The 22,752-nt window shown below is 67.2% G+C and carries 19 protein-coding genes; all 19 read right to left on the bottom strand.

Annotated features, from left to right (window positions below; translation table 11 throughout):
* Positions 1–25 precede the first annotated feature (25 nt).
* Positions 26–1,057: a GDP-mannose 4,6-dehydratase gene (gene gmd / locus VT03_RS02660; protein ID WP_075091555.1), complete on the bottom strand. Its 1,032-nt coding sequence runs from the start codon at positions 1,055–1,057 to the stop codon at positions 26–28.
* A 175-nt stretch (positions 1,058–1,232) separates the two neighbouring features.
* Positions 1,233–2,360, bottom strand: coding sequence for a glycosyltransferase family 4 protein (locus tag VT03_RS02655; protein ID WP_197489180.1), 1,128 nt, complete (start codon positions 2,358–2,360; stop codon positions 1,233–1,235).
* Positions 2,361–2,516: 156 nt separating this feature from the next.
* On the bottom strand, positions 2,517–3,074 hold the full coding sequence (locus tag VT03_RS35150; RefSeq protein ID WP_197489179.1) for an acyltransferase: 558 nt from the start codon (positions 3,072–3,074) through the stop codon (positions 2,517–2,519).
* 17 nt (positions 3,075–3,091) lie between these two features.
* Positions 3,092–4,090 carry a glycosyltransferase family 2 protein gene (locus VT03_RS02645; RefSeq protein ID WP_075091552.1) on the bottom strand — a complete coding sequence of 333 codons (999 nt, stop codon included), beginning with the start codon at positions 4,088–4,090 and terminating at the stop codon, positions 3,092–3,094.
* A gap of 172 nt (positions 4,091–4,262) precedes the next feature.
* Entirely contained in the window at positions 4,263–5,114 is an 852-nt protein-coding gene (locus tag VT03_RS02640; RefSeq protein WP_075091551.1) for a class I SAM-dependent methyltransferase, read from the bottom strand.
* Positions 5,111–6,073: a glycosyltransferase gene (locus VT03_RS02635; RefSeq protein ID WP_075091550.1), complete on the bottom strand. Its 963-nt coding sequence runs from the start codon at positions 6,071–6,073 to the stop codon at positions 5,111–5,113. Before VT03_RS02635 ends, VT03_RS02640 begins: the two co-directional genes overlap by 4 nt.
* A gap of 81 nt (positions 6,074–6,154) precedes the next feature.
* The gene (locus VT03_RS02630; RefSeq protein WP_075091549.1) at positions 6,155–7,057 is read right to left on the bottom strand and encodes a glycosyltransferase family 2 protein; all 903 of its coding nucleotides are present in this window, start codon (positions 7,055–7,057) and stop codon (positions 6,155–6,157) included.
* 25 nt (positions 7,058–7,082) lie between these two features.
* Complete coding sequence (locus VT03_RS02625) at positions 7,083–7,853, bottom strand: class I SAM-dependent methyltransferase (RefSeq protein WP_075091548.1); 771 nt, start codon at positions 7,851–7,853, stop codon at positions 7,083–7,085.
* Positions 7,854–7,858: 5 nt separating this feature from the next.
* Positions 7,859–9,163 (bottom strand): ABC transporter ATP-binding protein, encoded by a 1,305-nt coding sequence (locus tag VT03_RS02620; protein WP_075091547.1) that lies wholly within the window; start codon positions 9,161–9,163, stop codon positions 7,859–7,861.
* Positions 9,164–9,213: 50 nt separating this feature from the next.
* Positions 9,214–10,188 carry an ABC transporter permease gene (locus tag VT03_RS02615; protein ID WP_197489178.1) on the bottom strand — a complete coding sequence of 325 codons (975 nt, stop codon included), beginning with the start codon at positions 10,186–10,188 and terminating at the stop codon, positions 9,214–9,216.
* Positions 10,189–10,443: 255 nt separating this feature from the next.
* A complete protein-coding gene (gene wecB, locus VT03_RS02610) occupies positions 10,444–11,550 on the bottom strand; it encodes a non-hydrolyzing UDP-N-acetylglucosamine 2-epimerase (protein ID WP_075091546.1) in 1,107 nt (368 codons plus the stop codon).
* A 42-nt stretch (positions 11,551–11,592) separates the two neighbouring features.
* Positions 11,593–13,482, bottom strand: a complete 1,890-nt coding sequence (locus VT03_RS02605) for a heparinase II/III family protein (protein WP_075091545.1) — start codon at positions 13,480–13,482, stop codon at positions 11,593–11,595.
* Positions 13,479–14,120, bottom strand: coding sequence for a class I SAM-dependent methyltransferase (locus tag VT03_RS02600; protein WP_075091544.1), 642 nt, complete (start codon positions 14,118–14,120; stop codon positions 13,479–13,481). Before VT03_RS02600 ends, VT03_RS02605 begins: the two co-directional genes overlap by 4 nt.
* A complete protein-coding gene (locus tag VT03_RS02595; RefSeq protein WP_075091543.1) occupies positions 14,117–15,421 on the bottom strand; it encodes a glycosyltransferase family 4 protein in 1,305 nt (434 codons plus the stop codon). Before VT03_RS02595 ends, VT03_RS02600 begins: the two co-directional genes overlap by 4 nt.
* A 55-nt stretch (positions 15,422–15,476) precedes the next feature.
* A complete protein-coding gene (locus tag VT03_RS02590; RefSeq protein ID WP_075091542.1) occupies positions 15,477–17,678 on the bottom strand; it encodes a bi-domain-containing oxidoreductase in 2,202 nt (733 codons plus the stop codon).
* On the bottom strand, positions 17,675–19,006 hold the full coding sequence (locus VT03_RS02585; protein ID WP_075091541.1) for a glycosyltransferase family 4 protein: 1,332 nt from the start codon (positions 19,004–19,006) through the stop codon (positions 17,675–17,677). The genes VT03_RS02590 and VT03_RS02585 overlap by 4 nt, the downstream gene beginning before the upstream one ends.
* Positions 19,006–19,728, bottom strand: coding sequence for a class I SAM-dependent methyltransferase (locus VT03_RS02580; RefSeq protein ID WP_075091540.1), 723 nt, complete (start codon positions 19,726–19,728; stop codon positions 19,006–19,008). Before VT03_RS02580 ends, VT03_RS02585 begins: the two co-directional genes overlap by 1 nt.
* Positions 19,729–19,757: 29 nt before the next feature.
* Positions 19,758–21,764 (bottom strand): asparagine synthase (glutamine-hydrolyzing), encoded by a 2,007-nt coding sequence (asnB, locus tag VT03_RS02575; protein ID WP_075091539.1) that lies wholly within the window; start codon positions 21,762–21,764, stop codon positions 19,758–19,760.
* Positions 21,765–21,798: 34 nt separating this feature from the next.
* A complete protein-coding gene (locus VT03_RS02570) occupies positions 21,799–22,743 on the bottom strand; it encodes a glycosyltransferase family 2 protein (RefSeq protein WP_075091538.1) in 945 nt (314 codons plus the stop codon).
* Positions 22,744–22,752: the final 9 nt, after the last annotated feature.

The raw sequence follows: 22,752 nt of genomic DNA, 5'->3' as shown, positions 1-22,752 counted from the left end.
GTCGATCGATGGGAACCGGTCCGGGTTACACGGAGCGCGAGGCCAGCCCGGCCAGATCCCGCTCCTGTTTGGCCAAGCGCAGGTCGTGCGCGACCATCAGGTCGACGAGCTGCGTGAAACTCGTACGGGGTTGCCAGCCAAGGAGCTCCCGTGCCTTTCGGGAGTCCCCGCAGAGCTGCTCGACCTCGGTAGCGCGGAAGTACTGAGGGTCAATCTGCACGTACTCGCGCCAGTCGAGTTCCAGGCGGGTGAAGACCGCGACGAGAAACTCCTCGACGGAATGCATCTGGCCCGTGGAGATCACGAAGTCGTCCGGCTGAGGCTGCTGGAGCATTCGCCACATCGCCTCGACGTAGTCGCCGGCGAATCCCCAGTCGCGTTCCGCCTTCAGGTTCCCCATGCGGAGTGTGGACTGCAGCCCCATTTTGATCCGGGTCGCTGCCAGCGTGATCTTTCGGGTGACGAACGTCTCGCCGCGCATCGGCGACTCGTGATTGAACAGGATCCCGTTGCAGGCGAACAAACCACACGACTCCCGGTAATGGACCGTGTAGTAGAACGCCGCCACCTTGGCGCAGCCGTAGGGACTGCGGGGATGAAACGGCGTTGCCTCCGACTGCGGCACCGTTCCCGGCATACCCCCGAACATTTCACTGGTCGACGCCTGGTACACTCGCACCGGCTTGCGGTTATTGAGGACCCGGGCCGATTCCAGCACGTTCAGCGCTCCGTCCGCGTTGACCTGCTGGGTGTAGAGCGGCGTGTCGAACGAAACCCGGACGTGGCTCTGGGCGGCCAGGTTGTAGATCTCGTCAGGCGCGATCTCGTCGACGAGCCGGTGCAAGCTGGCGGCGTCCGTGAGGTCGCCGTAGTGGAGGATGACGCGAGCGGCGGCATCCGGCATCTCCAGCTTGAGCTGATCGATCCGCGTCCTGTTCATCGTGCTGGCGCGGCGGACGATGCCGTGCACGGTGTATCCCTTCTCCAGCAGGAGACGGGTCAGGTAGTAGCCGTCCTGCCCCGTGATGCCGGTGATCAGGGCCGTTCGTTGAACCAATTGCGTCACAGGTCAGTCCCAGTTTCGAAAAGCCCACATGGCGAGAGGCCCGCCCGTGGAGGAAGAGAATGGTTGGTGTCTGTCGCAGCAGACACGTGGCCCTCGGAGAGTCGGCTCGAGAGCGCCGGGGGCTCGAGGGCCCTGTCGAGGTCGTCGGAGGACGACCTTGGGGCTTTCAGTGTCCCCTGGATTCGGACCGAGGCATGCCGTCGTAGACCTGCCGGTAGACGTCGGCCATCTTCGCCGCGCTGCGGGACCAGTCGAGCTCCAGCCCCTGCTGGCGAGCGGCCAGGCCCATGGTGTTCCGCCGGCGATCGTCGCGGAGCAGCGCGAGGGTCGCATCGACCATCCCCGCCACGTCCCCGGTGGTCAACTCGATGCTGCATGCGTCGTTGAGGTAGTCGGACACTCCCCCTCGATTCGTGACGATCGGCACCCCGCACCCCAGCGCCTCGTTGACGGTGGTGACGCTCGTGCTGTCGATCAGCGGGAGGACCAGGACATCCGTCTGCTGCAGGAGGTCCAGATACTCCGCGTCCGAGATCCCCTGTTTCCAGACGACGCGATCGAACTCGACGCTCTGTCGGACCTTGGAAGGGGCGCCGACGACGTAGAACTCCAGGTCCCGCTCGGCGGACAGGAGCGTTTTGATGATGGCGGGCAGGTTTTCGAAGTCTCGCAGATGCTGGCCGACGCACGTGCAGCGGAGCGGACGATTGGAAACGCGCTCTCCCGGAACGAAATAACTCGCATCGACGGCGTACGGCACGAAGGAGACCTTGCCCGGTCCGACGATCGACTCCATGTGCTCGATCTGAATCCTCGAGACGACGACCGCGTGCTCGATCGCGCGGAAGTGCTCCGTGGAGCGGAAATACGTCGGGTACTTGAAGGCACAGTGGTGAAAGCTGCCGATGATCCGCAGGCCGCCCCGGCGATTCATGGGGCCCAGATACCGCAGCGACTTCTCCGCATAAAGAAAGTGGTAGATCGCGTCCTGGCGACCGGACATATGCAGCCGCGTCGCAATCTCGCGAAGGCAGTCGTGGCGGCTGTATTCGAAACTTCCGTTGTACCACTCGACCAGCTTGGTCATCGGCCGCAGGACTGATCGTCCCAGGTGGTCGAGCCACCGGGGAGCGGTGACCGATTCTCCCAGGTAGTCCGCGAATCGATCATAGCCGCTCGGGCCGGCATGATTCTGGTATCGGTGCGATACGAAGTAGACGGGACAAGGGAGAGGGTGGCTGAGTGCCGTGGTCCCTGTCGGATTCGAGCCGGCGGACAACAGGTCTGCTGTCATGTCAAACATCTGCTTCACAGTCATCCCGTCGCTCACCGGAGTGCCTCGCGGGTGCCGGCGGGAAAGCGGGGGGGCGGGGAGGAGGAATCTTCGAGCCACTGGAACGACGCCTCCTCAGTGACGTCTCCCGTCACCCTCAGGGCGTCACTGTGGGCTCTACTGTCCGATGTCCGTATCGAACCAGGGAAAATAGCGCAGCTGATAGGTCAGCTGCTCGTTTCGCTTGCCGATCTCGCGCGCGGGGTTGCCGGCCACAATGGTGAACGGCGGAACCGATTTCGTGACGACGGCCCCCGCTCCCACGACGGCGCCGACACCGATCGTTACGCCAGGAAGAACGATCGCCCGCGCTCCGATCCACGCCCGGTCCTCAATGAGAACGCTGGCCATCCGGGACTGGAACGTCGGGGACTGAACGTCATGGGACGCCGACAGGATGTAGCACTCCGGCGAAATGCTGACGTTGTCGCCAATCGTCAGCCCCCCTCGGCCATCGAGGTAACATCGGCGATTCACGACCGACGTCGCTCCGATGCGGATCTGCGTCCCTGTGACGAAGCACCCCATGTGAATCGCCGTCCCTCGGCCGACCGGCATCCCCAGGACTCGGCGAAGGAAGACGGTTCGCAGCCAGTGCGACGGGAACCTGGTGACAACGTGGTTGTAGACCCAGAACAGGACTGCACTGAAAAACCGGTGAATGCGCCGCAACAACGAGGCGGCCTTGCTCCTCACTCTGCGCACGCTGCAGATCCCTGTTGGGGGGGACCGGGAGCGATTCGCTTGAGACCGTTGACGCTCAGGGCTTGGCGCAAAGCCGCCAGGTGCTCGACAGGCCCCGGTCCCAGGGCGGCCAGCAGGAGTCGTGATCCGGCGGTGTAGGCGGCCTGGGTCGCCGCTCTCCGGTCAAGGCGAAAGGCCAGGTTGAGCAGTTGCAGGCCGGCCTCGAACTGTTTGCCCCGGCAGCACTGTCGGCCGGCGCGGGCGGCATAGGCCGCGAACTCACTCCGCCGATCGGCCGTCAGCGCACCCTGCGCCTGCATCTGCTCGATCAGCCCGGGCAGAAAGGCGATCAGGGCCGCCAGAGTCCGCGCGGCGTCGGCCGAGACGCTGCCGGACCGCCGCCGGACGGTAAACAATGCCTCCGGCAGATGAACGAAACGCCGTCCCGTGGCCGCCAGACGCAGGTGCAGATCGAATTCCTGACTGGCCTTCAGGCCCTCCCGGAAGCCTCCCACGTCGATGAGCCACTCCTTTCGATGCAGCGGGGCGATGGTCGTCAGCGCGCGATGCCGCAGGACGAAGACGACGCCATCCGTGTCGCCGCAAGGCATCCCCCGCGTCGTGATCCCCCCTCCGGGCCCCCCCTGCAGATCATGGTCGCAATAGACGATGGCTTCGGGGTTCTCGCGGGCGACCGCGACCTGCTTCACCAGCTTGTCGGGAGCCAGAACGTCATCCGCGTCGAGGAACTGCACGAATTCCCCCGCGGCCAGGCGCAGACCCTGGTTTCGCGCGGCGCATCCTCCTCGGTTCGGTCCGGTCTGCCACCGGATCGCGTCTCCGAAGGATCGGACAACCGCGAGGCTGCCGTCGGCGGAACCGTCGTCGACGACGATGACTTCGACATTCGGATACGTCTGGTGGAGCGCGCTCCAGATCGCTTCGCCGACGAAGGACTCTGCGTTGAAACAGGGAATTACGATGGAGACGAGTGGAGTGGAACTCATGCCCCTTGGCCGATCCGATGGCCGCCGCGTGCTGGGCTCCGCGCCGGCTTTCTGGAGCGATGGAGGGAGTGAAGGCTCTCGCACGTGCTGATCGATCCTTCAGCGCAGCCAGGGAACGCGCTCCGAGTCCCCTGAAGGACGCGTGGTGGTCGTCGCAAAGAAACGTTGTGATTCAGTGGGTGGCTCCGTCGTTTCCTGGCGCCGGTCCGCGCTCGGCGCATGGCGGGCGAGAGGGGGCGGTGAGACTCGCCTCCCTGTTGTCCCCCTTCTTGATCAGCGCCAGGTTGTGGTACAGGTGGATCGCGGTGATCTCGGCATCGAAGCGTCCGGGGGGACGGCTCCGGAATTCCTCCCAGTTCAGCCCGTCCGCGATGCGTTTGCAGAGCGCGATCCCGGTGTCCGCGGCCAGCGGATCTTCGCTTCCCCCAAAGTCCGGCCAGTAGGAGGTCTGAAGGTCCTCGATGACATACCAGCCGCCGGATCGCAGGTGGGGGAAGAGGAACTCGAACGACGCTAGCACGTGCGCGTTCACGTGGCTTCCGTCGTCGACGATAATGTCGAAGGGGCCGGCCGCGTCGACCACCGACCGGAGGAAGACCGGGTCGTCCTGGCTTCCCTGAAAAATCCGGATGCGGTCTTCGTTCAAGGGAGACTTGTCGAAAATGTCGATCGCATAGACCCGCGCCCTGGGGAAGAACCTCTTCCACATCCGGAGCGACTCCCCTCCGGCGTAGGGAACGCGGTATCCGCCGACGCCGATCTCCAGGATGGTCAGCTTGTCGCGCCGCAACGGGCCGAAGTGCTGCTGGTAATGCGCGGCATAGCGATGGGCGCCCCACTTGTCCGAACCATAGAAGCGGGCCAGGGCGCGGAGGTCTTTCCGGATCGGCCAGGCCGCGAGGTGCGACCGCCGGAGGCGTCTCCGGAGACGCGCGTAGTTCGCTTCTCCCGCAACGGAATGCACGACGCGCCTCAGGAAGCCGAACATCGGCATCGGCTGGATCTCCTGCTCGTGACCGCTCATGTCTCTGTCTGCTCCCGATCCGGTGGCGAAGAGTGTTCCCCTCGCGAAAGCCCGGAGAGGGACTCTCGCGACGACGGATCCGTCACTCCGAGACGCCCGATGTCCTGACTCAGGACCCGGCGAAGGGTTCGCCGCGCCTGGCTGACCGCTCCCAGGCCGTTCCACCACATCCGGCGCAGCGCGTTCGGGGGGACATCGAGCGCGGCGGACGGAAACTGCGGGAGAAGGCCCCGCGCCGACACCTCGCGCGGCCGTCCCCGCAGGCTGTTGGAGACATTCCGGCCGTGAACGACCTGAAGGAAATGGCGGCCGTCCACGATCTGCTGGACGTCGCCATGCTCGGCCATCTTCGTATGGTCGAAGGAGAGCCCCGTCACCGCGCTTCGTCGCGGCTCGATAACGGCAAAGAACGGGCTCGACGGGTCGTCCTGTTCGAAAACGCGCCCCTCTTTCCAGGTGTAACCCCGACGCATGTTGATGAACCGCCGCTCCGGTTCGTGAGGCCGAACCGCCGCCGCGAACCGCGACAGGAACTGCCTGGAAACGGCGTCGTCATTGTCGAGGCGAACCGTGACCAGAAACTGCACGTCATCTCCGCAGGAGTCGCGAATAGCCTGCGAGGCCACCGCGTTGTCCAGCTCATCGACGAAGCAGGGCTCGAGCTGACGGCAGGATCGACGATACGAGTCGATCCGCGCCCGGACCGCATCCGGAGTCCGGGAGTCGAAGTAGACCATCCAGCGAAAGTCCTGGAAGGATTGAGCCTGAACGGTCGGCAGGCAGAACGTCTCGAACAGGTGGCATCGATGCTCAAGCCACGCGGCGTCGGGGGCGGGCCGGTTGAGCCAGGGGAGCGGGGCGTTGAACCGGGTGAGCAGCGCCAGCGCGGCGTGGCGCGGAAGTCCCCCCTGGGGGTGGCCGGTCTGTCTGGCCGGTGTCGTTCGAGCGGTCTCGTTCATTCCCTGGGTCCTCGTCCCCCCCACACCCCGCCCCGCTGGCCGGGACATCGTTCGATCCGAAGCGGCCCGGTGCGGAAGAAGCTACCCCCGCAAGTACCCCATCGCCCTCAACATTCGCAGCTCCCAGGCGAGCGCCGTCGCCGGCCGCCGGAACGCGTGGCTGCAGATCGCACCCAGTCCGAGCCGGCAAACGCCGAGCGCCAGACGGATCTTCCGGCCCCAGCTCAGTTGGCAGGCGGACACTCTGCGGACCGTCATTCCCAGGCCGAAGGAGCGGCGGCGGAGGTAGGTCTTGGTCAGCTTTTCCGGGATGATGATGTGCTCGATGCGGCATTCGGGATGGTAGACCGTCCGCCTTCCTGCCGCGACGAGCCGCATTCCCAATTCGAAGTCTCCGCCGGCGAGGAGCGACTTTCCGATGCGGTCCAGCTCGGGATCGAAGCCGCCGACCTCCTGCGCGGCCTCCCTTCGAACGGCAAAATTGCAGCCGGGCAGCTCATGGGCGACTTCGGAGGGCAGCACCTGGATCGACTCTCCCCTGCGGCTGTATCCGGAGCTGATCGAATCGAGGACCTCGCCGACGAGATAGGACGGCTTCCCGTCGAGGAACTTGGGAAAGACCGGCCCGACGACGGCGTCGGCGGCGCAGCGGTCGATCGATTCCGCCAGTCCCTCCAGCCATCCGGGATTCACGGCGATGTCGTCGTCCAGATAGACAAGCCAGTCATGGCGCGCCTCCTGCAACCCCCGGTTCCGTCCGTGACACAGCCCCTGGCGCGTTTCGATGACGTGCCGGAGCGGCAACGGAAAGCTCTCCGCGGCGGCAGCCACGACGCGCGCGGTGTCATCGGTGCAGTTGTTGTCGATGACCAGGACTTCGACGGAGGCGTTGTCCGGACGCCGCAGCTGCCCGATGCTCTCCAGCGTCGGCCCGAGGAATTGGGCACGGTTGTAGGTCGGGACGATGATCGAGACGCCGAGCATGGTGGACTTCAGTGTAGTGGAGGCGTCATTGGCCGCGGATCAGGCGGTTCCAGCGCTGACGGATGGCCTCCAGCACCAGCCGGGGCAGGAGATGCAGGGCCGGCCGCGGGTGTTTCATGGGCCGCAGCACCTTGGAATGCACGAGCGTCAACGGACAGATGGCGGCTCGATCTCGCTCCTGCCGCAGCGCGGCCGAGCCGTCGAGCACGCCCTGGGCGACAAACAGCGTCAGGTTCTGCTGGTAGTACCAGGCGACCCGCGGGTCCTGCCAGATCCGCCGCCGAAAGGGATCGAGACGCGCAAAGCCCCGCTCCGCAAAGAGCCCTTCCCAGAACTCGGGCCACTGCTCATTGATGTGGTGCGTCCCTTCCTGGCCGGGGAGGGCCGCGGAAAAGAGCACAGCGCTGGCCGCGCGAGTCAGGTTCTCGACGAGCCGTCCGGAAGCCGTTTCGGCCAGGTGCTCGCCGACTTCGAGGGAGACCGCCAGATCGAACGTCCCAGGGGCCGGCCAGTCCGCCGTGAGATCGACCGCTTGGAAACATTCGCCCGGAATCGCCAGTTGCCGCGGGTCCACCCAGGCGCCGTCGAGACCGGCGACGCGATGGACCCCCGCCTCCCGAAAGACCGACAGCCAGACGCCCCGGCCGCACCCGACGTCCACGACACTGGTCGGGCCGAGGAGGTCCATGACCATCGGCACGATCACCTCGGCCGAGGCCCGCGTCTGGCCATCCAGCTGATCGAAGAACTTTGCCGAATACGCGGTTTCGGGACGAGGCTCCAACTGGGCGGACATGGGCTTCAACACACCTCCCTCTCGAGCGCCGGCTCCTGCGGTGCCAGGGACCATTCCGCCGACTGCCAGATCGGGCCGCAATGAGGCGACGGAAGCTTTCCGGTTCCGAAGACGTCCGATGGAACGACCGAAAAGGCGATCGCGTCGTAGATCTGATCCAGGCCCCGGTGCCGGTCTCCCAGATACAGGTCCAGCGAATAATTCCCGGGCATCAGCGGTAGCCCGGCGAGCGTACAGACGATTCTTCCGCCGCCGGCCGTCTCGCCGAGGTCGAAGCCGCTCACGACTCGATTGTCGATTCCGAAGAGGGGGCTGCCGATCTCCGTCTTGACGACGATTCCCAGGACCGGACTGAACCGGCTGTCGTTCTCGAACGCGACGTCCACGGAGAGTTCCCCCCCCATGCGGAACGTGGTCGTCGGCTCACCATCGTCTCCCCTGAGGGTGACGTGCCGCATGATCGACGTCACGTGAGAGGGGCGTCCCGGATGCCCGGTCAGGTCGTTGTGAGAGGCTTGTGAGCTCTGAGCCGCTCTTTGATATCGCTGCAGAGCTTCGGGAGTCCTGCCCCGGTAGGTGAGCCGTCCCTGCTCCATGAGCAGACCGGTGGAGCAGAGCGATTCGACCGCCGCCATATTGTGGCTGACGAACAGGACGGTCCGTCCGCTCGTCGCCACGTCGTTCATCTTGCCGAGGCACTTCTTCTGGAACTCGAAGTCCCCCACGGCGAGGACTTCGTCGATAATGAGGATCTCCGGCTCCAGGTGGGCGGCCACCGCGAAGGCGAGGCGGACCTTCATGCCGCTGCTGTACCGCTTGACCGGCGTGTCGATGAATTTCTCCACGCCGGAGAAGTCGATGATCTCGTCGAACTTGCGGTCGATCTCGCGCTTCCGCATCCCGAGGATCGTGCCGTTCATGTAGACGTTCTCGCGCCCGCTCAGCTCCGGATGGAAGCCGGTCCCGACTTCCAGGAGGCTCGAGACGCGGCCGCGGATCACCGCGCGGCCGGAGGTAGGGGCGGTGATCCGCGAGAGGATCTTGAGGAGCGTGCTCTTCCCGGCGCCGTTGCGGCCGATGATCCCCACCACCTCGCCGGGCTGGATCTCGAAGCTGACATCCCGCAGGGACCAGACGACCTCCTCCTCGGGGGCGCTCGCGGCGTCGAGCGTGCGGAGCTGCCGGAAGTTCCGGAGCGGCGCCCGTGCGAAGGAGAGCATCGCCCCCGTCAGGGTGTTGTGAGTCTCCTCCTTCCGGCCGATGCGGTAGGCCTTGGAGAGATGCTCGACGGTGATGGCGGCTTTCGGCATCAGGACGAGGGTTTGCTGCGGCTTCGGTGGTCGTGGAGGGGCGGCCGGTCTCAGGCGACGTCGGCGAAAACGTGCTCGCGGCTGCGGAAGTAGCGGAGGCCGCTGTAGGCCAGGAGGGCGGCGCTGACGCTGCCGATTGCGAGGAAGTCCCAGGGCATGGTCCGCGTCCCCAGGAGGGCGGACCGGAACCCCTCGATCACCCCGACCATCGGGTTCAGGGCGTAGAGCCACTGCGGATTGACGGTCCAGCCGAGCAGCTCGTAGCGGTTCGGGATGAGGCTCGCGGGGTAGACGACCGGGGCGGAGTACATCAGCAGTTGCAGCACGAAGGTCATGGCGTGCTGGACGTCCCGGTACTGGACCGCCAGGGCGGTCATCCAGGTCGCCATACCGAATGCGGTGAGGACCATCAGGCCGGTCAGGAGCGGGAGCGTGACGACGCCCCAGGTCGGGACGATGCGGTAGACCACGAGGAGGACGGCGAGCAGCGCGAGGGCGATGACGAAGTCGACCAGCTTGGCCGCCACGGCCGCCAGCGGGAGAATGAGCCGCGGGAAATAGACCTTGCTGATCATCCCGGCGTTGGTGACGAGGCTGGCGGACCCGTCCGAGACGGCGTTCGAGAAATAGGTCCAGGGGACCATGGCGACGAAGTTGAACACGGCGTAGGGAACGCCGTCGGAGCTGATCCGGGCGAGCTTTCCGAAGACGACCGTGAAGACAAGCATCGAAAAGAGGGGCTGGACCACGGCCCAGCCGACGCCGATCACACTCTGGGCGTAACGGGCCTTGATCCCTCTCCAGATCAGAAACAGACAGAGATCGCGGTAGTCGACGAGCTCTCGCCAGTCGATCATCCGGTCGCCGCGGCCCGGCGCGATGACCACCTCGTGCCGCGCCCCTTCGCCCGCCGCTCCCCCGTCCGGGCCGGTGGGCGGCGTGCCGTCGTGACTCGCCGCCATTGCGGCACGTTCGGCGGCGGCGGCGGTTGCGGCGAGAGTCAGGGATTCGGAGTTCGAAGTCACGGCGAGGGAGTGAAGGGACAGTCGACGAAGGCGAGGAGGGATTCTAACCGAGGAGGGACTGTGGACCGGCGGACGATCCGTGCCGGAACAAGCGGCCTCGGCGCGCACTCCGTCCTTCTGGGTGACAGGTCACCGCGCGGTCCTTCCCGGCAGAGCGGGGAGGAGGGGGAAAATAGGAGGGTGCGCCATCCTCAGTCAAACAAGCCCCTCGCGTTCGGGAAGGAATGATCCGATGCGTTCCAATCCTCGCTCTGTTTACGAGGACCGGCACAGGAGCCGGGCGATCCGCTCGGCCGCTCGGCCGTCCCAGAATTCCGGAATCCGGCCCTCCTTGTAGCGGCTGGCGTCGACGTCATCGACCAGTTCCACGAGCCGGCCGAGGGGGCCGTCGACGAGTGTGTTGGTCCCGAGTTCGGTCGTGATCGGCCGCTCGGTGTTCGGGCGGAGCGTCAGGCACGGAACGCCGAGGACGGTCGTCTCTTCCTGAATCCCGCCGGAGTCGGTGATGACCGCGCGGCTGGCGGCGACGAGGGAGACGAACTCCAGGTAGCCGAGCGGCGGGAGCAGCTTGACCCCCGCCTCCTGCAGCCGCGGCAGCTGGCCGAATTCCTGGAGCTTCTTTTCCGTCCGGGGATGGATCGGGAACGCGAGCTTCCATTTCCGGGCGATCGTGCGGAGGCAGTCCACGAGTTCGCCGAGCCGCTCCGGGGAGTCGACGTTGGAGGGGCGGTGGAGCGTGACGACGGCGTACTGCCGCCGCGGCAGGCCGTATTCCCCCGCCAGGTTCCGGTCCCGCGCTGCCGGGAGGAGGTGCAGGAGGGTGTCGATCATCACGTTTCCGACGTGAAACAGCTGGTCCTCGGACCGTCCCTCGCGGCGGAGGTTCTCCATCCCGACCGGCTCGGAGACGTAGAGCTGGTCCGAGATCGCGTCGGTCATGATGCGGTTGATCTCCTCGGGCATCGTCCGGTCGAAGCTCCGCAGCCCCGCCTCGACATGCGCGACCGGGACTCCCAGCTTGACCGCCGCCAGCGCGGCGGCGAGGGTCGAATTCACATCCCCCACGACGACCATCCGGTCAAAGGGGCGTCCCTCCGTCGAAAAATCCTCGATGACTCCCTCGATCCGCTCCAGGACCTTGGCGGTCTGCGCCCCCTGCTTCCCGGAGCCGACTTCCAGGGCGACATCGGGCCGCCGCATCCCGAGCTGTTCGAAGAAGACGTCGGAGAGGTTGGCGTCGTAGTGCTGGCCGGTATGGATCAGCGTCGTGCGGGCTCCCGGCTGGGCGTCGAGGGCGCGGAGCAGCGGCGCCATCTTCATGAAGTTCGGACGGGCGCCGACGATGCAGGCAAAGTGGGGCATGGAAAACCTGCGCCGCGGCCGTTCGCCGCGGCGGAAACGTGTTTACAGGGGAAGGGGAATGTTCGTGGACTCACCCGCCGCTTCGATCACGACCACGGGGGGCGTGTCGGCCGACGGGCACTCGATGCGGGCCGACAGGTCGGTGCCGGCCGGACGCAGCGACCAGAGGAGCCGGCACGGCAGCTCGCGGCGGGTCTGCCAGACAAGGACGGCCGCGTCGATCCGGCAGCCGAACTCGGGACAGTAGGGATAGCGCTCCTGCCGAGTCTCGCCCTCCGCAGGGAGGGCCAGGACGAGGGATTGCCCCGCGACGGCGAGCCTCCATTCCGTCGGGGATTCCCGTGTCGCCGTGACATCCGGATGCAGGTGCCAGCGGAGGGTCGCCGTCCGCGGTCCCGCGCCGCCGAGCGACTCCACGGCGACCCAGAACCCGCCGCCGCGGGCCGCCATCCAGCGGCCGGTCTCGGGAACGCCGGCGCGGCGATAGGCGTTGTGGGAAGCGAAGCACCAGCTCCACTCCTCCGTGCGGCCCGACGCCCGGCGGACCGGCTTTCCCCGCCGTCCCATCCGGAACTTTGACCAGAGGTCGCACTGCTCGCTGTCGTCAATCTGCAGGACATTGTGCGCGGCGGTCGAACGTCCGTAGCGGCGAAGCGGGGAGTCCTCGTAGTCGAAGATCCCGGAATCGACAAAGAGCCGCTGACCATGAACGCTCGCCTCGAACGAGAGCAGGTCGCAGTGCCCGTGGGCGGGAAGTTCGTCCGCTCCGACCGGTCCGGTGTCGAACAGCAGGAACGTCGTCTCGTCGCGGAATGTCCAGCAGTCGCCGGTTTCATTGCTGGCGTTGTGCGCGGACGATTCCCGATCTGTTGCCGCCTCCCGTGCGGCTCCGATCAGGATCGCCGGCTCGGGCGTCTCGTCGAAGACGGAGTCCCCCAGCAGCGGAATCTTTTCGTCCGGATGCAGGATCCCCTCCAGAAACTCCGCCATCCGCCGCGCGGCGGAGACACATTCCGCGGCGAGCGGTGGGGCGACATCCGTCAGGGCGTCGCGGAGGTCGAGGACCGCTTCGAGCATCTGGGCGTGATACATCGGAGAACGTTCGAAGTGCTCTCCGGAGGGCAGCAGTTGTTCGCGGAGCTGTCCCGGGAGGTGCCGCTCGACGGACTCGAGCGCTCGATCTCCTTCCGCCCCCCCCAGGAACGCGCCGGCGAGTCCCAGAGCGTGCAGGTTCACGAGGAGGTGATTCCCCCGCAGGTCCCATTCGAGGTTCTTTCGGAGGAACTCGACCTGCGCAGCGAGGCTCTCCAGCACACTCTGGCGAACGGCTGCGTTCCGGTGCGTCTCCAGGGCAGGCCAGGCGAGGATCCAGTTGATGACCCGCCGCGAAATGCAGAATGGATGCCACGCGTCGCGCCGGCGGGCGGTCGGCGGGTTTCCGTCGATCCATTCCGCGATCCGGACGTGGGCCGCGGCGCGGCGGCGAGAGGCGTCGTCTCCTTCCGCCAAGGCGGCGAGCAGTTCGTCCTGGTAGTGGAGATGGAACCGCCACAGGTCTGAGACGCCCTGGGCGCGGCCGAGGCGCCAGTCGATCGCGTCGCCGAACGGATGGGAGTGATTCAGGGAGCGGATCGTCCGCGTCGTCAGGTTGCCCGTCCACTCCTCCAGCCGGTGTCCCCATGCCGCCAGCCGGCGGGCGCGAATCTTCGCGAAGGCCGCGGCGGAGGACTCCCGGAGGGAGATGTCGCCACCGCCATGGGGGCGCGGAGGACGGGGCCAGCCGGCGTACTGGAGAGCGAGCTTCGCGGCGCGCCGCCACAGTTGCGAAGGACGGTGATAACGGAGCAGCGCCACCCCCCGGCCCAGCGACTGCCGGAGCGTCGCCGGGGACCGCGGAGGAGGGCCGCTCTCGGCGAGCGGGATGTCCTTCATTGCGGCTTCCTCGCCCGCAGGACCATCGACTTCCAGAGTCCCGGTAGACGTCCCGCTCCGGCGAACGTGATGTCGACGAAGCCCGCCTCCCGCAGCAGCGCCGTGAGGGTCGCGCGGCTGAAGAACTTGATGTGTCCCCCTTCGTTGTGGACGGAGTGATGCTTATCCCATCCTCCCGACAGCGCGATCGCGATGTTCTTCACGTACCCGTGATACGGGGTCGAGCAGAGGAGCGTCCCGCCCGGGGCGAGACCGTTCCAGCAGGCGCGGGCCCACGTCCGCGGCGAATAGAGGTGCTCGACCACCTCGGTGCTGATGACGAGATCGAACGGGTCTTCGCCAAGCCGCCCGAGCAGGTCCTCCGTTGCGACCTCCTGTTCGAACCGGGCTCCCGGGACCGACTCCCGCGCGAGTCGGATCCCTGAGGCGGACGGGTCGATCCCGACGACCTGGCACGTCGGATCCTGCTGCAGGAATTCCCGCGCCCAGACGCCGTTGCCGCAGCCGATGTCGAGGATCCGCCGGCGAGGGATTTCCGCCAGCAGTTTCCCGACAACCGGCAGCAGATAGCCGGCCGCTCCGGCGGAGCCCCGCGCTCCGGGAAGACGATAGGCGCTGGCGGTAACTTGGCCGCTCATGGCGTGGGATCCGGGACGGCTTCGGGACCGGGAGAAGAGGGACGAGGCGCGCGAGCGGCGACGGGCCGCCCCGCCACGGTTTCGAGGAGCCGCAGGTAGCGGCGGGCCAGCACGTCCCGGTCGTAGTTCTGCCGGACGAATTCCTTCGCCCGCGTGCCGCGTCGCTGGGCCGAGGCTTCCGGCGATTGGAGGCTTCCGATCGCCTCCAGGAGCGACGCGGGAGAGTCGGGGGTCATCGGCACGCCCGCCTCCGCGCGGAGGACGATCTCCCGCGATTCCCCTTCGACCCCCATGATCATGGGCCGGCCGAGAGCCATCGTCTCGAAGATCTTGGACGGGATGACCTTCTCGAACAGGCTCGATTTCCGGAGGTGGATCAGGCAGGCGTCGGAGGCGGCCAGGACCCCGGGGATCCGCTCCCGCGGCATCCGGCCGGCAAAGACGACGAGGTCGGAGACCCCTTCCGCGCGGGCCAGTTCTTCCAGCTCCGCCCGGCGGGCGCCGTCGCCGACGATCAGGAACGCCACGTCGCCGCGCCCCTCGTCCTTCAGCCGGCGGGCCGCCGCGATCGTGACTTCAAGGCCGTGGGCCATCCCGATCGTCCCGACGTACGAGACAATGAACTTTCCTTCCAGGCCATACTGGCGGAGAAGCGCGAGGTCGGGCGCCGCGGGTTCCTGGAAGAGAGTGTCGACGCCGTTCGTGATGACCGTCGTCCGGCTCTCTGCTTCGGGGGCCTTGGCGAGGATCTGCTCCCGGTAGCCCTCGCCGACGGTCACGATGTGCCGCGCGGCGCGGTACATCCGGACTTCGAGGAACTCGAGAGCGCGGAGCACGAGCCCTTTCCGCATCGCTCCGACGGCGGCGATCGACTCGGGCCAGATGTCCCGGATCTCGAGGACGAGCGGCAGCCACCGCAGCCACGACGCGAGGACGCCGGCCCACCCGCAGAAGAACTGCGGCGAGGTCGCCACGATGATGTCGGGGCGCCGGCGGAACAAGGCCGCCGCCGCGGCGGAGACCATGTAGCTCAGGAAGTTGACGATCCGCCTCGCTGTCCCGGCATTCGCCGCGACGTAGGTCCAGACCCGGACCACCCGCACGCCGTCCACCATCTCGATCTGCGGCAGGAGACGATTGCGATAGCCGGGATAGACCACCCCGTCAGGACAGTTCGGCGCGCAGGTGATGACCGTCACGTCATGCCCCTCCTGCGCCCAGCGGACGGTGTGGGCGTGCGTCCGGGAGGCGGGGGCGTTCACCTCGGGAGGGAAGTAGTGGCTGAAGAACAGGATTCGCAACGGACCGGACTCGGATGCGGCGGGGCCGCGGAGGGGACTCTTGTGGGGGCGGTTTTCAGAGCTCGCGGCGGAGCTCGTCGAGCGGGACGTGCCGGCCTTCGGCGGCGCTCCGCAGGGCAGCGAAGGTCGTCAGGGTCGTGTCGATCTGCGATTCCCACGGGATCGGCGTCGGACCGCCGGTCTGGACCGCCTCGAGGAAGGCCTGAAGCTCCGCCCGATGCCCCTTGTCCTGGCGGCTCCAGCGTCCGCCGCGGACGCTCCGCCGCGGACCGCGGTGCAGTTCCAGACGGCGGAAGTCGTCGAGGAGTCCGCTCCGCCCCCCGCCGAAGATTTCCACGCGCTCCTTCGGCGTCGCGCTGGCTCCTGTCGTGCAGTAGCTCAGATGGCCGACGGAGCCATCCTCGTAGGAGACCACGAGATCGAGGTCGTCGGCTCCTTCGCCCCCCGCCGGGGTCGCGAAGACTGAGCGGGGCCGGGCTCCGCAGAGGAATGCGAAGAAGTCGAGGAAGTGGCACCCTTCGCCGATGATCCGGCCCCCTTCGTCCGGCGCGGCGAGCCAGTGGTCGTGCGGCAACGGGCCCGCATTGACCCGGTAATGCATGGTCAGCGGGCCGGCCCCGACGAGGTGCTCCTTGAGCGCCCGCGCAAGGGGAGCGAACCGCCGGTTGAATCCGGCCATCACCCGACCGCCGGTCTCGACCGTCGTCCGGACCAGTGACCGGAGCTGATCCCCATTGACCGCCAGCGGCTTCTCGACGAAGACCGCCTTGCCGGCGCGAAGTGCCTGGCTGGCGAGCTCCGCGTGCTGCGAGTGCCGGGTGGCGATGAAGACCGCGTCCGTGGCGCCGTCGTCGAGGAGGTCTTCGAGCCGGGATGTGCAGTACCGGAACCCGAACTTCTCGCCAGTCGTCGCCGCGGAGTGCCCGGAGGCGGAGAGGAGACCCTCGTGGCGAAGGCCGGGAAGGGCCCGCAGGTGCGGCAGCAGCGTTCCGCGGGCAAAGTTGCCGACGCCGACGAACGAGACTCCGGTCGCGCGCCCCCCCGCCGTTTCCGGATTCGTTCCCGCGAGCGCGATCCGGGTTGTCGAGTTGCTTTCGCCGTTTGTCGCGGCGGTCGACTCCAAGCCGGGAGCCGACGCGGGATAATCCAGGATGACGCCGAGGTACGGCTCGCTCCCGCCGAGGATCAGCTCGTACGCCTTGTCGGCGTCGGCGATCGGGAAGCGATGCGTCGTAAAGAGCTCGGGCCGGATGCTTCCGGCCGCAACAAGGTCGAGGAACGCCTCCAGGTTCCGCTGCTCCGTCCAGCGGACGTAGCCCGCCGGGTAGTCGTTTCCCCGCTCCTCGTAAGAGGCGTCGTACCGGCCGGGGCCGTAGGAGCGGGAGACGATGAGCGAGAGCTCCTTGTGGTAGTAGTCGTTCCGCGGCACATCCATGCCCGTCACGCCGACCATCACGACCTTCCCGCGGTCGCGGGAGATCTTCGCCGCGAACTCGATCGGATCGTTGCTCTTGGTCGCGGCGCAGATCAGGACCGCATCGACGCCTCGGCCGCGCGTCAGCCGTCCCGCTTCGCCCGCCTCCTTCGCGCCGAGCGCGCCGAAGGCAGACAGCGCCCCGTGCTCCATGGCGAGGGACGCCCGCGCCTCCGAGACGTCGAAGCCGAGCACCCGGCACCCGGCCGACTTCAGGATCTGCACCGCGAGCTGGCCGATCAGCCCCAGGCCGATCACCGCCACCGACTCGCCGAGCTGGACGTTCGCGTTGCGGATCCCCTGGAGGGCGATCGAGCCGACCGTGGCGTAGGCCGCCTGCTCTGCGGACACCCCCTCCGGCACCGCCGCGGCGAGCAGCCGGGGAACGAAGTTGACCTCCGCGTGGCAGGCATGTCCCGCCCCGGCGCAGGCAACGAGCTGGCCGACTTCGAGCTCGGTCACCTCGGCGCTCCGCGCGGCGACCGTCCCGGCGCAGCTGTACCCGAGCGGGACATGGCGGTCGAGCTGGTCCCGGACGGCGTTCCAGGTCGCCAGGACCCCGTCCTTCTGGACCTTGTCGAGGACCCGCCGGACGAGGTCCGGGCGCTCCTGCGCCATCCCGACGAGACTCTGCCGCGTCAGCTCGATCCCCGCCTTCTCGGTCCCCGCCGAGATCAGCGAGGCGCGATTCCTCACAAGGACTCCGCCGCTGCGCAGCTGCGGAGGCGGGACGTCGTGGACGCGGACATCGCCCTGCTTGCGATGTTGAAGGATCTGTTTCATACGGAGGGTGCCGTCTCCACCTTGTGGCCCAGGGCTTGAACGAGTCGATCGGCGTAAGTCTGGATGTCGAAGGCGCGGACGCTTTCCTGCGACGCCTGTGACATGGAATTGAGGAGGGAGCGGTCGGCCGCCAGCACTCCCAGAGCTTCAGCGATCGGCGCCGGTTCGAATGGAGGAGTCACGAACCCGTTCATCCCCGCGACGATCGCGTCGGCGGCCCCGGTGTTCGTGGAGACGATCGCGGGGACGCCCCTCGCGAGAGCTTCCAGGACGACGATCGCAAAGGTGTCGCTGACGGAAGGGAGGACCAGAACGTCCGCCCAGTCGTAGTGGCCATTCATTTCCGCCCGGGCCGCCCGGGGTCTCAGGTCGATCCGCCGCGCGGCTTGCCGTCGGCCGGGTTCGGCCAGATCCAGATCGCCGACGGCACGGAAGTGACAGGTCTCCGGAGGGACCATTTCCGCGGCGGCCGCCAGTTCCGGGAGCCCCTTGCGGATCGGCTCATCGCCGACGAACAGGACGCGTAAGGGGCCCTCGGTCCGAGGCTCGCGCACGGCCGGTTCCGCGGGGACTCGCAGCCCGAGCGGAACGATCGAGCATTTGTGCCCCAGCCCCCAGGCTTCCTCGACCAGCGTCCGAACGAACGCCGAACCGCAGAGGATCTGGTCGGCCAGGATGGCCTCCGCGCGTTGCCGCTCCACATACTCGTCCAGCCAGGGATCGTGCGCCTCCGGCGCCCCCCATCCCGGGTAGCGATCGATTTCCCGCTGAACCAGCGCCATTTCCAGATGGCGGGGGGCGGTCGCATGATCCAGAACGCACTTGATGCCCCGCGCTTTGGCCGCCTCGAACACTTCCAGCGCGGCGGACGAATAGGCGTAAACGACCTCGGCTGCCCCCAGTCCCGCCTGGAGACAGCGCCGATTGAAGGCGCGACCGGCCCAGATCCAGGTCTTCGTCAGGCGCTGGCGTCTTCTCGCGATCGTGGCCCGCACCTTGTACTCGGCTCCGAACAGGGGGAAGGCTCGAATCCGGGCTGCGGGGATCCCTTCTGAGGTCCGGCCGGCCAGCCGTTTCAGCGCGGGGATTCCCAGGCCGCTCGAAAGCGACCGGAGCAGTCCGGAGGCGCGCCCCGGGCCCAGATACAAGTCGGTATAAAGTCCGTGGAGCGCTCCGGCGGAGTGCAGAGCCGCCGGGACGGCATAATGCCGCCTGGCGCCGAGCTGCGCGACAAGGACTTTCGGAGGATCGCCGGCGGGGCGGCCGGCGGGGCCGGAAGCGTGAAGATCGGCCGCTGCTCCGGACCGACTGCCATCAATCAGGGACATCAGGTCCGGGTCTCCGGCTTGCGGGCGCGGACATACAGGCTGTAGGGGACGCGAGGCTCGCCGCGGTCGAAGAGCGAAAGCGGCTGGAGGAGGGCGAAGGCGACGAGCCCCGCCGGCAGCCCGGCGACTTCCTGGGCGCGGGTGATCGCCACGTTGCAGGTCTGGCGGATCGGGCCCCCGACTCCGATCGGCTCGGAGAGTTCGAAGCCGATCGGCTCCAGGAGTTTTCGATAAGTGTCATACGTGTAGCCCGGCCGCACGTGCCCCCCGGTCTCGTCGTGGTCGAGCGGATAGGCCCGGTGATACGGATGCTCCGCGTTGGGGCAGCAGATATGGAGCGTTCCGCCCGGCTTCAGGATCTTGAAAAAGCTCCGGCAGACCTGCTCGTCGCCCCGGATGTGCTCCATGACCTCCGTGCAGATGATCTCGTCGACCGGCTCCCCCAGCGACTCGATGTCATAGAGATTCAGGTCGCGAAAACTCAGCCGCCCTTCGCGGATGCCGTGGAACTCATTGAACAGCCGGCGATTGCGGGCGACTTCGTCCTTGATCGACACGCCGATCACGCGGTTGCCGAGCTTGTAGGCCTGCCACGCCAGCGAGCCGTTGCCGCAACCCGCGTCCAGAACGACGCGGTCCTGATTCCCCTGCGGGCGGCCGACGTACCTCGGCAGGAGACGGGTCCGCAGCCGGGAATGCAGATTGAGACCGGGAAACAGCATCCATTTCAACCACTGCCGCACAGACGATCTCACACCAGAGAGAGGGAAGGGGAAGGAGGAGGCGAGGGCGGGGGGGACGGGGGCGGGGACGACGAGGGAGCCGGGGAGTCGACGAACTGCCGGAACCAGAGCTCCAGCGTCAGGACCTGCCACAGCTGCAGGGAGTGGTCCCGCAGTCCCCGCGTATGTTCCGTGATGAGCCGCTCGACCTGCTGCGGATGGAAGATCCCGCGGGCGGCGAACCGGGCGTCGGAGAGGAGTCCCGTCACCATCTCCCGCAGCTCGCCCCGCAGCCAGCAGCCCACCGGCGCGGCAAACCCCGCTTTCCGCTGCCGCAGGACTTCGGACGGGATCGCCCCCTGCATGGCGGACCGGAGCAGGACCTTGGTCCGGATGGACGCGCCGACCCGGACCTTCTCCCGCGGGGGGACCTGCCACGCCGCGAACTCGTACAGCTCCTGATCTAGGAACGGTACGCGAACCTCGACCGAGCAGGCCATGCTCATCTTGTCGTTGTAGTTCAGGTTCAGGCTCGGGAGGAACGTCTTGGTGTCGACATAGAGCATCTGGTGGAGGAAGTCGGCATGGGCCACCTTTTCAAAGGCCTCCCAGTGCCGCGTCCAAGGGTCGAACCCCCGCGTCTCGTTCCACATGTCGGCGGAGAGGAGCTCCCGTTTGAACTCCCGGTCCATGTACGTCGAGTCGGTCAGGAACCGCTCGCGGGCGGGGAGCGAGCCGCTCGCCGCCATCTTCTTTACCAGCCGGACCCACCCCTGGCATCCGCCGCTCGTCAGGGTCGGGAGCCGCCGGATCATCGGCTCGAGCGCCCGCCGGCGGATCATTCCCGGGATCCGCTGGTAATGCCGGGCCAGGTAGTGCGCGCAGTACTTGCGATACCCGCCGAAGATCTCGTCGCCGCCGACTCCCGAAAGCAGGACCGTCGACGATTTCGCCGCCTCCCGGCAGACGAGGTAATCCATCACGATCGCCGGATCGGCGACCGGGTCGTCCATGTGCCAGACCAGCCGCTCCAGGAGGTCCGCCACCCGCGGCTCGACGACGATCTCCTGATGCTGCGTCCCCAGCGCCTCCGCCGTCCGCCGGGCGACGTCCGGATCGTCGAACCCCACCTCCCCCCGCCGGACCGATTGTGGGAAGGTGATCGTGTAGGTCCGTAGCCGCTCCCGTTCCTCCCGGGGAATGCAGGCCACGATCGAGGTCGAGTCGAGTCCCGCGCTGAGGAAGGCGCCGACCGGGCGGTCGCTGACGAGCTGTTCCCGCACCGCCGTTTCCAGCCGCCGCCGCGTCTCCCGCCGCAGCTCCTCCGCCGGAACGCTGTACGACGTCCGCTCCGGCGGGAAGGCGGCGTCCCAGTATTCGGTCCGTTCCATCCGCCCCTCCTTCACCACGGCGTAGTAGCCGGGAGGGAGCTTGTGGACGTGCTTCAGCAGGGTGCGGGGCTCGGGGATCCACAGGAACGTCAGGTACTGGTTGACCGATTCGGGATCGATCGCGCGGTCCACCTCGGGGAGCTCGAGGAGCGCCTTGAGCTCGGACGCGCAGGCGAACGTCCGACCCCGGTGGTAGTAATACAGAGGCTTGATGCCGAACGGGTCGCGAGCCAGGACCAGCTCGTTCCTCCGGTCGTCCCACAGGCAGCAGGCGAACATCCCACGCAGCCGGCGGAAGCCCGCCACCCCCTCCCGCTCGTACAGGGCCAGGACCACTTCCGTGTCGGTCCGGGTGCGGAACGTGTGGCCTGCCTGCTCGAGTTCGCGGCGGAGCTCCTGATGGTTGTAGACCTCGCCGTTGTAGGCCAGGCCGATTGACCGGTCGGCGTTCCACATCGGCATGTGGCCCGCCGCCGAAAGGTCCAGGATCGAAAGTCGGCGGCTCCCCAGTCCGACGACGTCTCCCGATCGGGATTCGATCCAGTCGCATCCCTCGTCATCGGGGCCGCGGTGCTGCTGCACCGCGAGCATCCGGCTCAGGAGATGGCGACTCCCGGCATTCACAACGCCCGCAAACCCGCACATGCTCCCGACCCTTTGAGGGGTGAGTCATGTCATCTCACGGCGGCGATTTCGAGGACTCGCCCAGCGGAGACGCCTGAGACTCCCGCAGTCGATCGACACCCGCATCCTTGAAGCGATCCGCCGCCCCGGCGGTCCGCTGGGACTCCTGTTGCCTGGCGCACTCCACGAGCTTGGCCTGCACGTGAATCTCGTGCGACGCCCGAAGCAGGCAGTAGTGCCAGCCAGCCAACCCGTCCAGAAACCCTCCGCGAACAATATACGAATACAGAAACCGCGTCATGGGACGCAGCGGGATTCTCGCCGCGATCCGCTTGAGACATCGGCGGCGGACCACCGGGTCCCGCCGCAGCAGGTCCGTTAGCTGCAGCGGCTCGGCCGCCAGCCGCAGGATCAACTCAACTTCGTCGGTCGAATACTGGTTGTGGCGGGCAATCCAGTCCGCCACCCCCTTGCTGAAGCCGTAGTGGTCGTACGGCTCCTGAATGAACCCGAGCGGGCCGTCGGTCAGTTCCCGCTGCCCGTGACCTTCCTTCCGATATCGGACCTCCCCCTGCTTCAACAGCCGCAGCTGCCACGAGGGGAAGAACGTCGACCGCTTGATCCACTGGCCGAGAAACATGTTCCGATAGCAGAGGAAGAATCCGACCTTCTCGCCCGGGTCGGCCACCGTCCGCCGGATCGCTTCGGCGAAGGCTGGCGGGCACCGCTCGTCCGCGTCCAGGAACAGGATCCACCCGTGCCGCGGCCCGGTCTTGTCGAGGGCCCAGTTCCGCTGCTGTCCGAAGTCCTCGAACGGGTTCTGAAAAATCCGCACGTCGGGCCGGGCCCGCCGCGCTTCCTCCAGGGTCGCATCGGTGCTGTAGGAATCGACGACGATCACGTCGTCCGCCCAGTCAAGGTCGGCGACGCACTCGGCGATGTTCCGTTCCTCGTTGCCGGTGAGGATGATCACCGACAACGGACATTTTGTTCCGCTCATCGAGCGGGA

Source organism: Planctomyces sp. SH-PL14 (assembly GCF_001610835.1).
Lineage (GTDB): Bacteria > Planctomycetota > Planctomycetia > Planctomycetales > Planctomycetaceae > Planctomyces_A.
The sequence above is the reverse complement of the archived record's forward strand: the minus strand, read 5'-3'. Positions and strand labels throughout refer to the sequence as shown.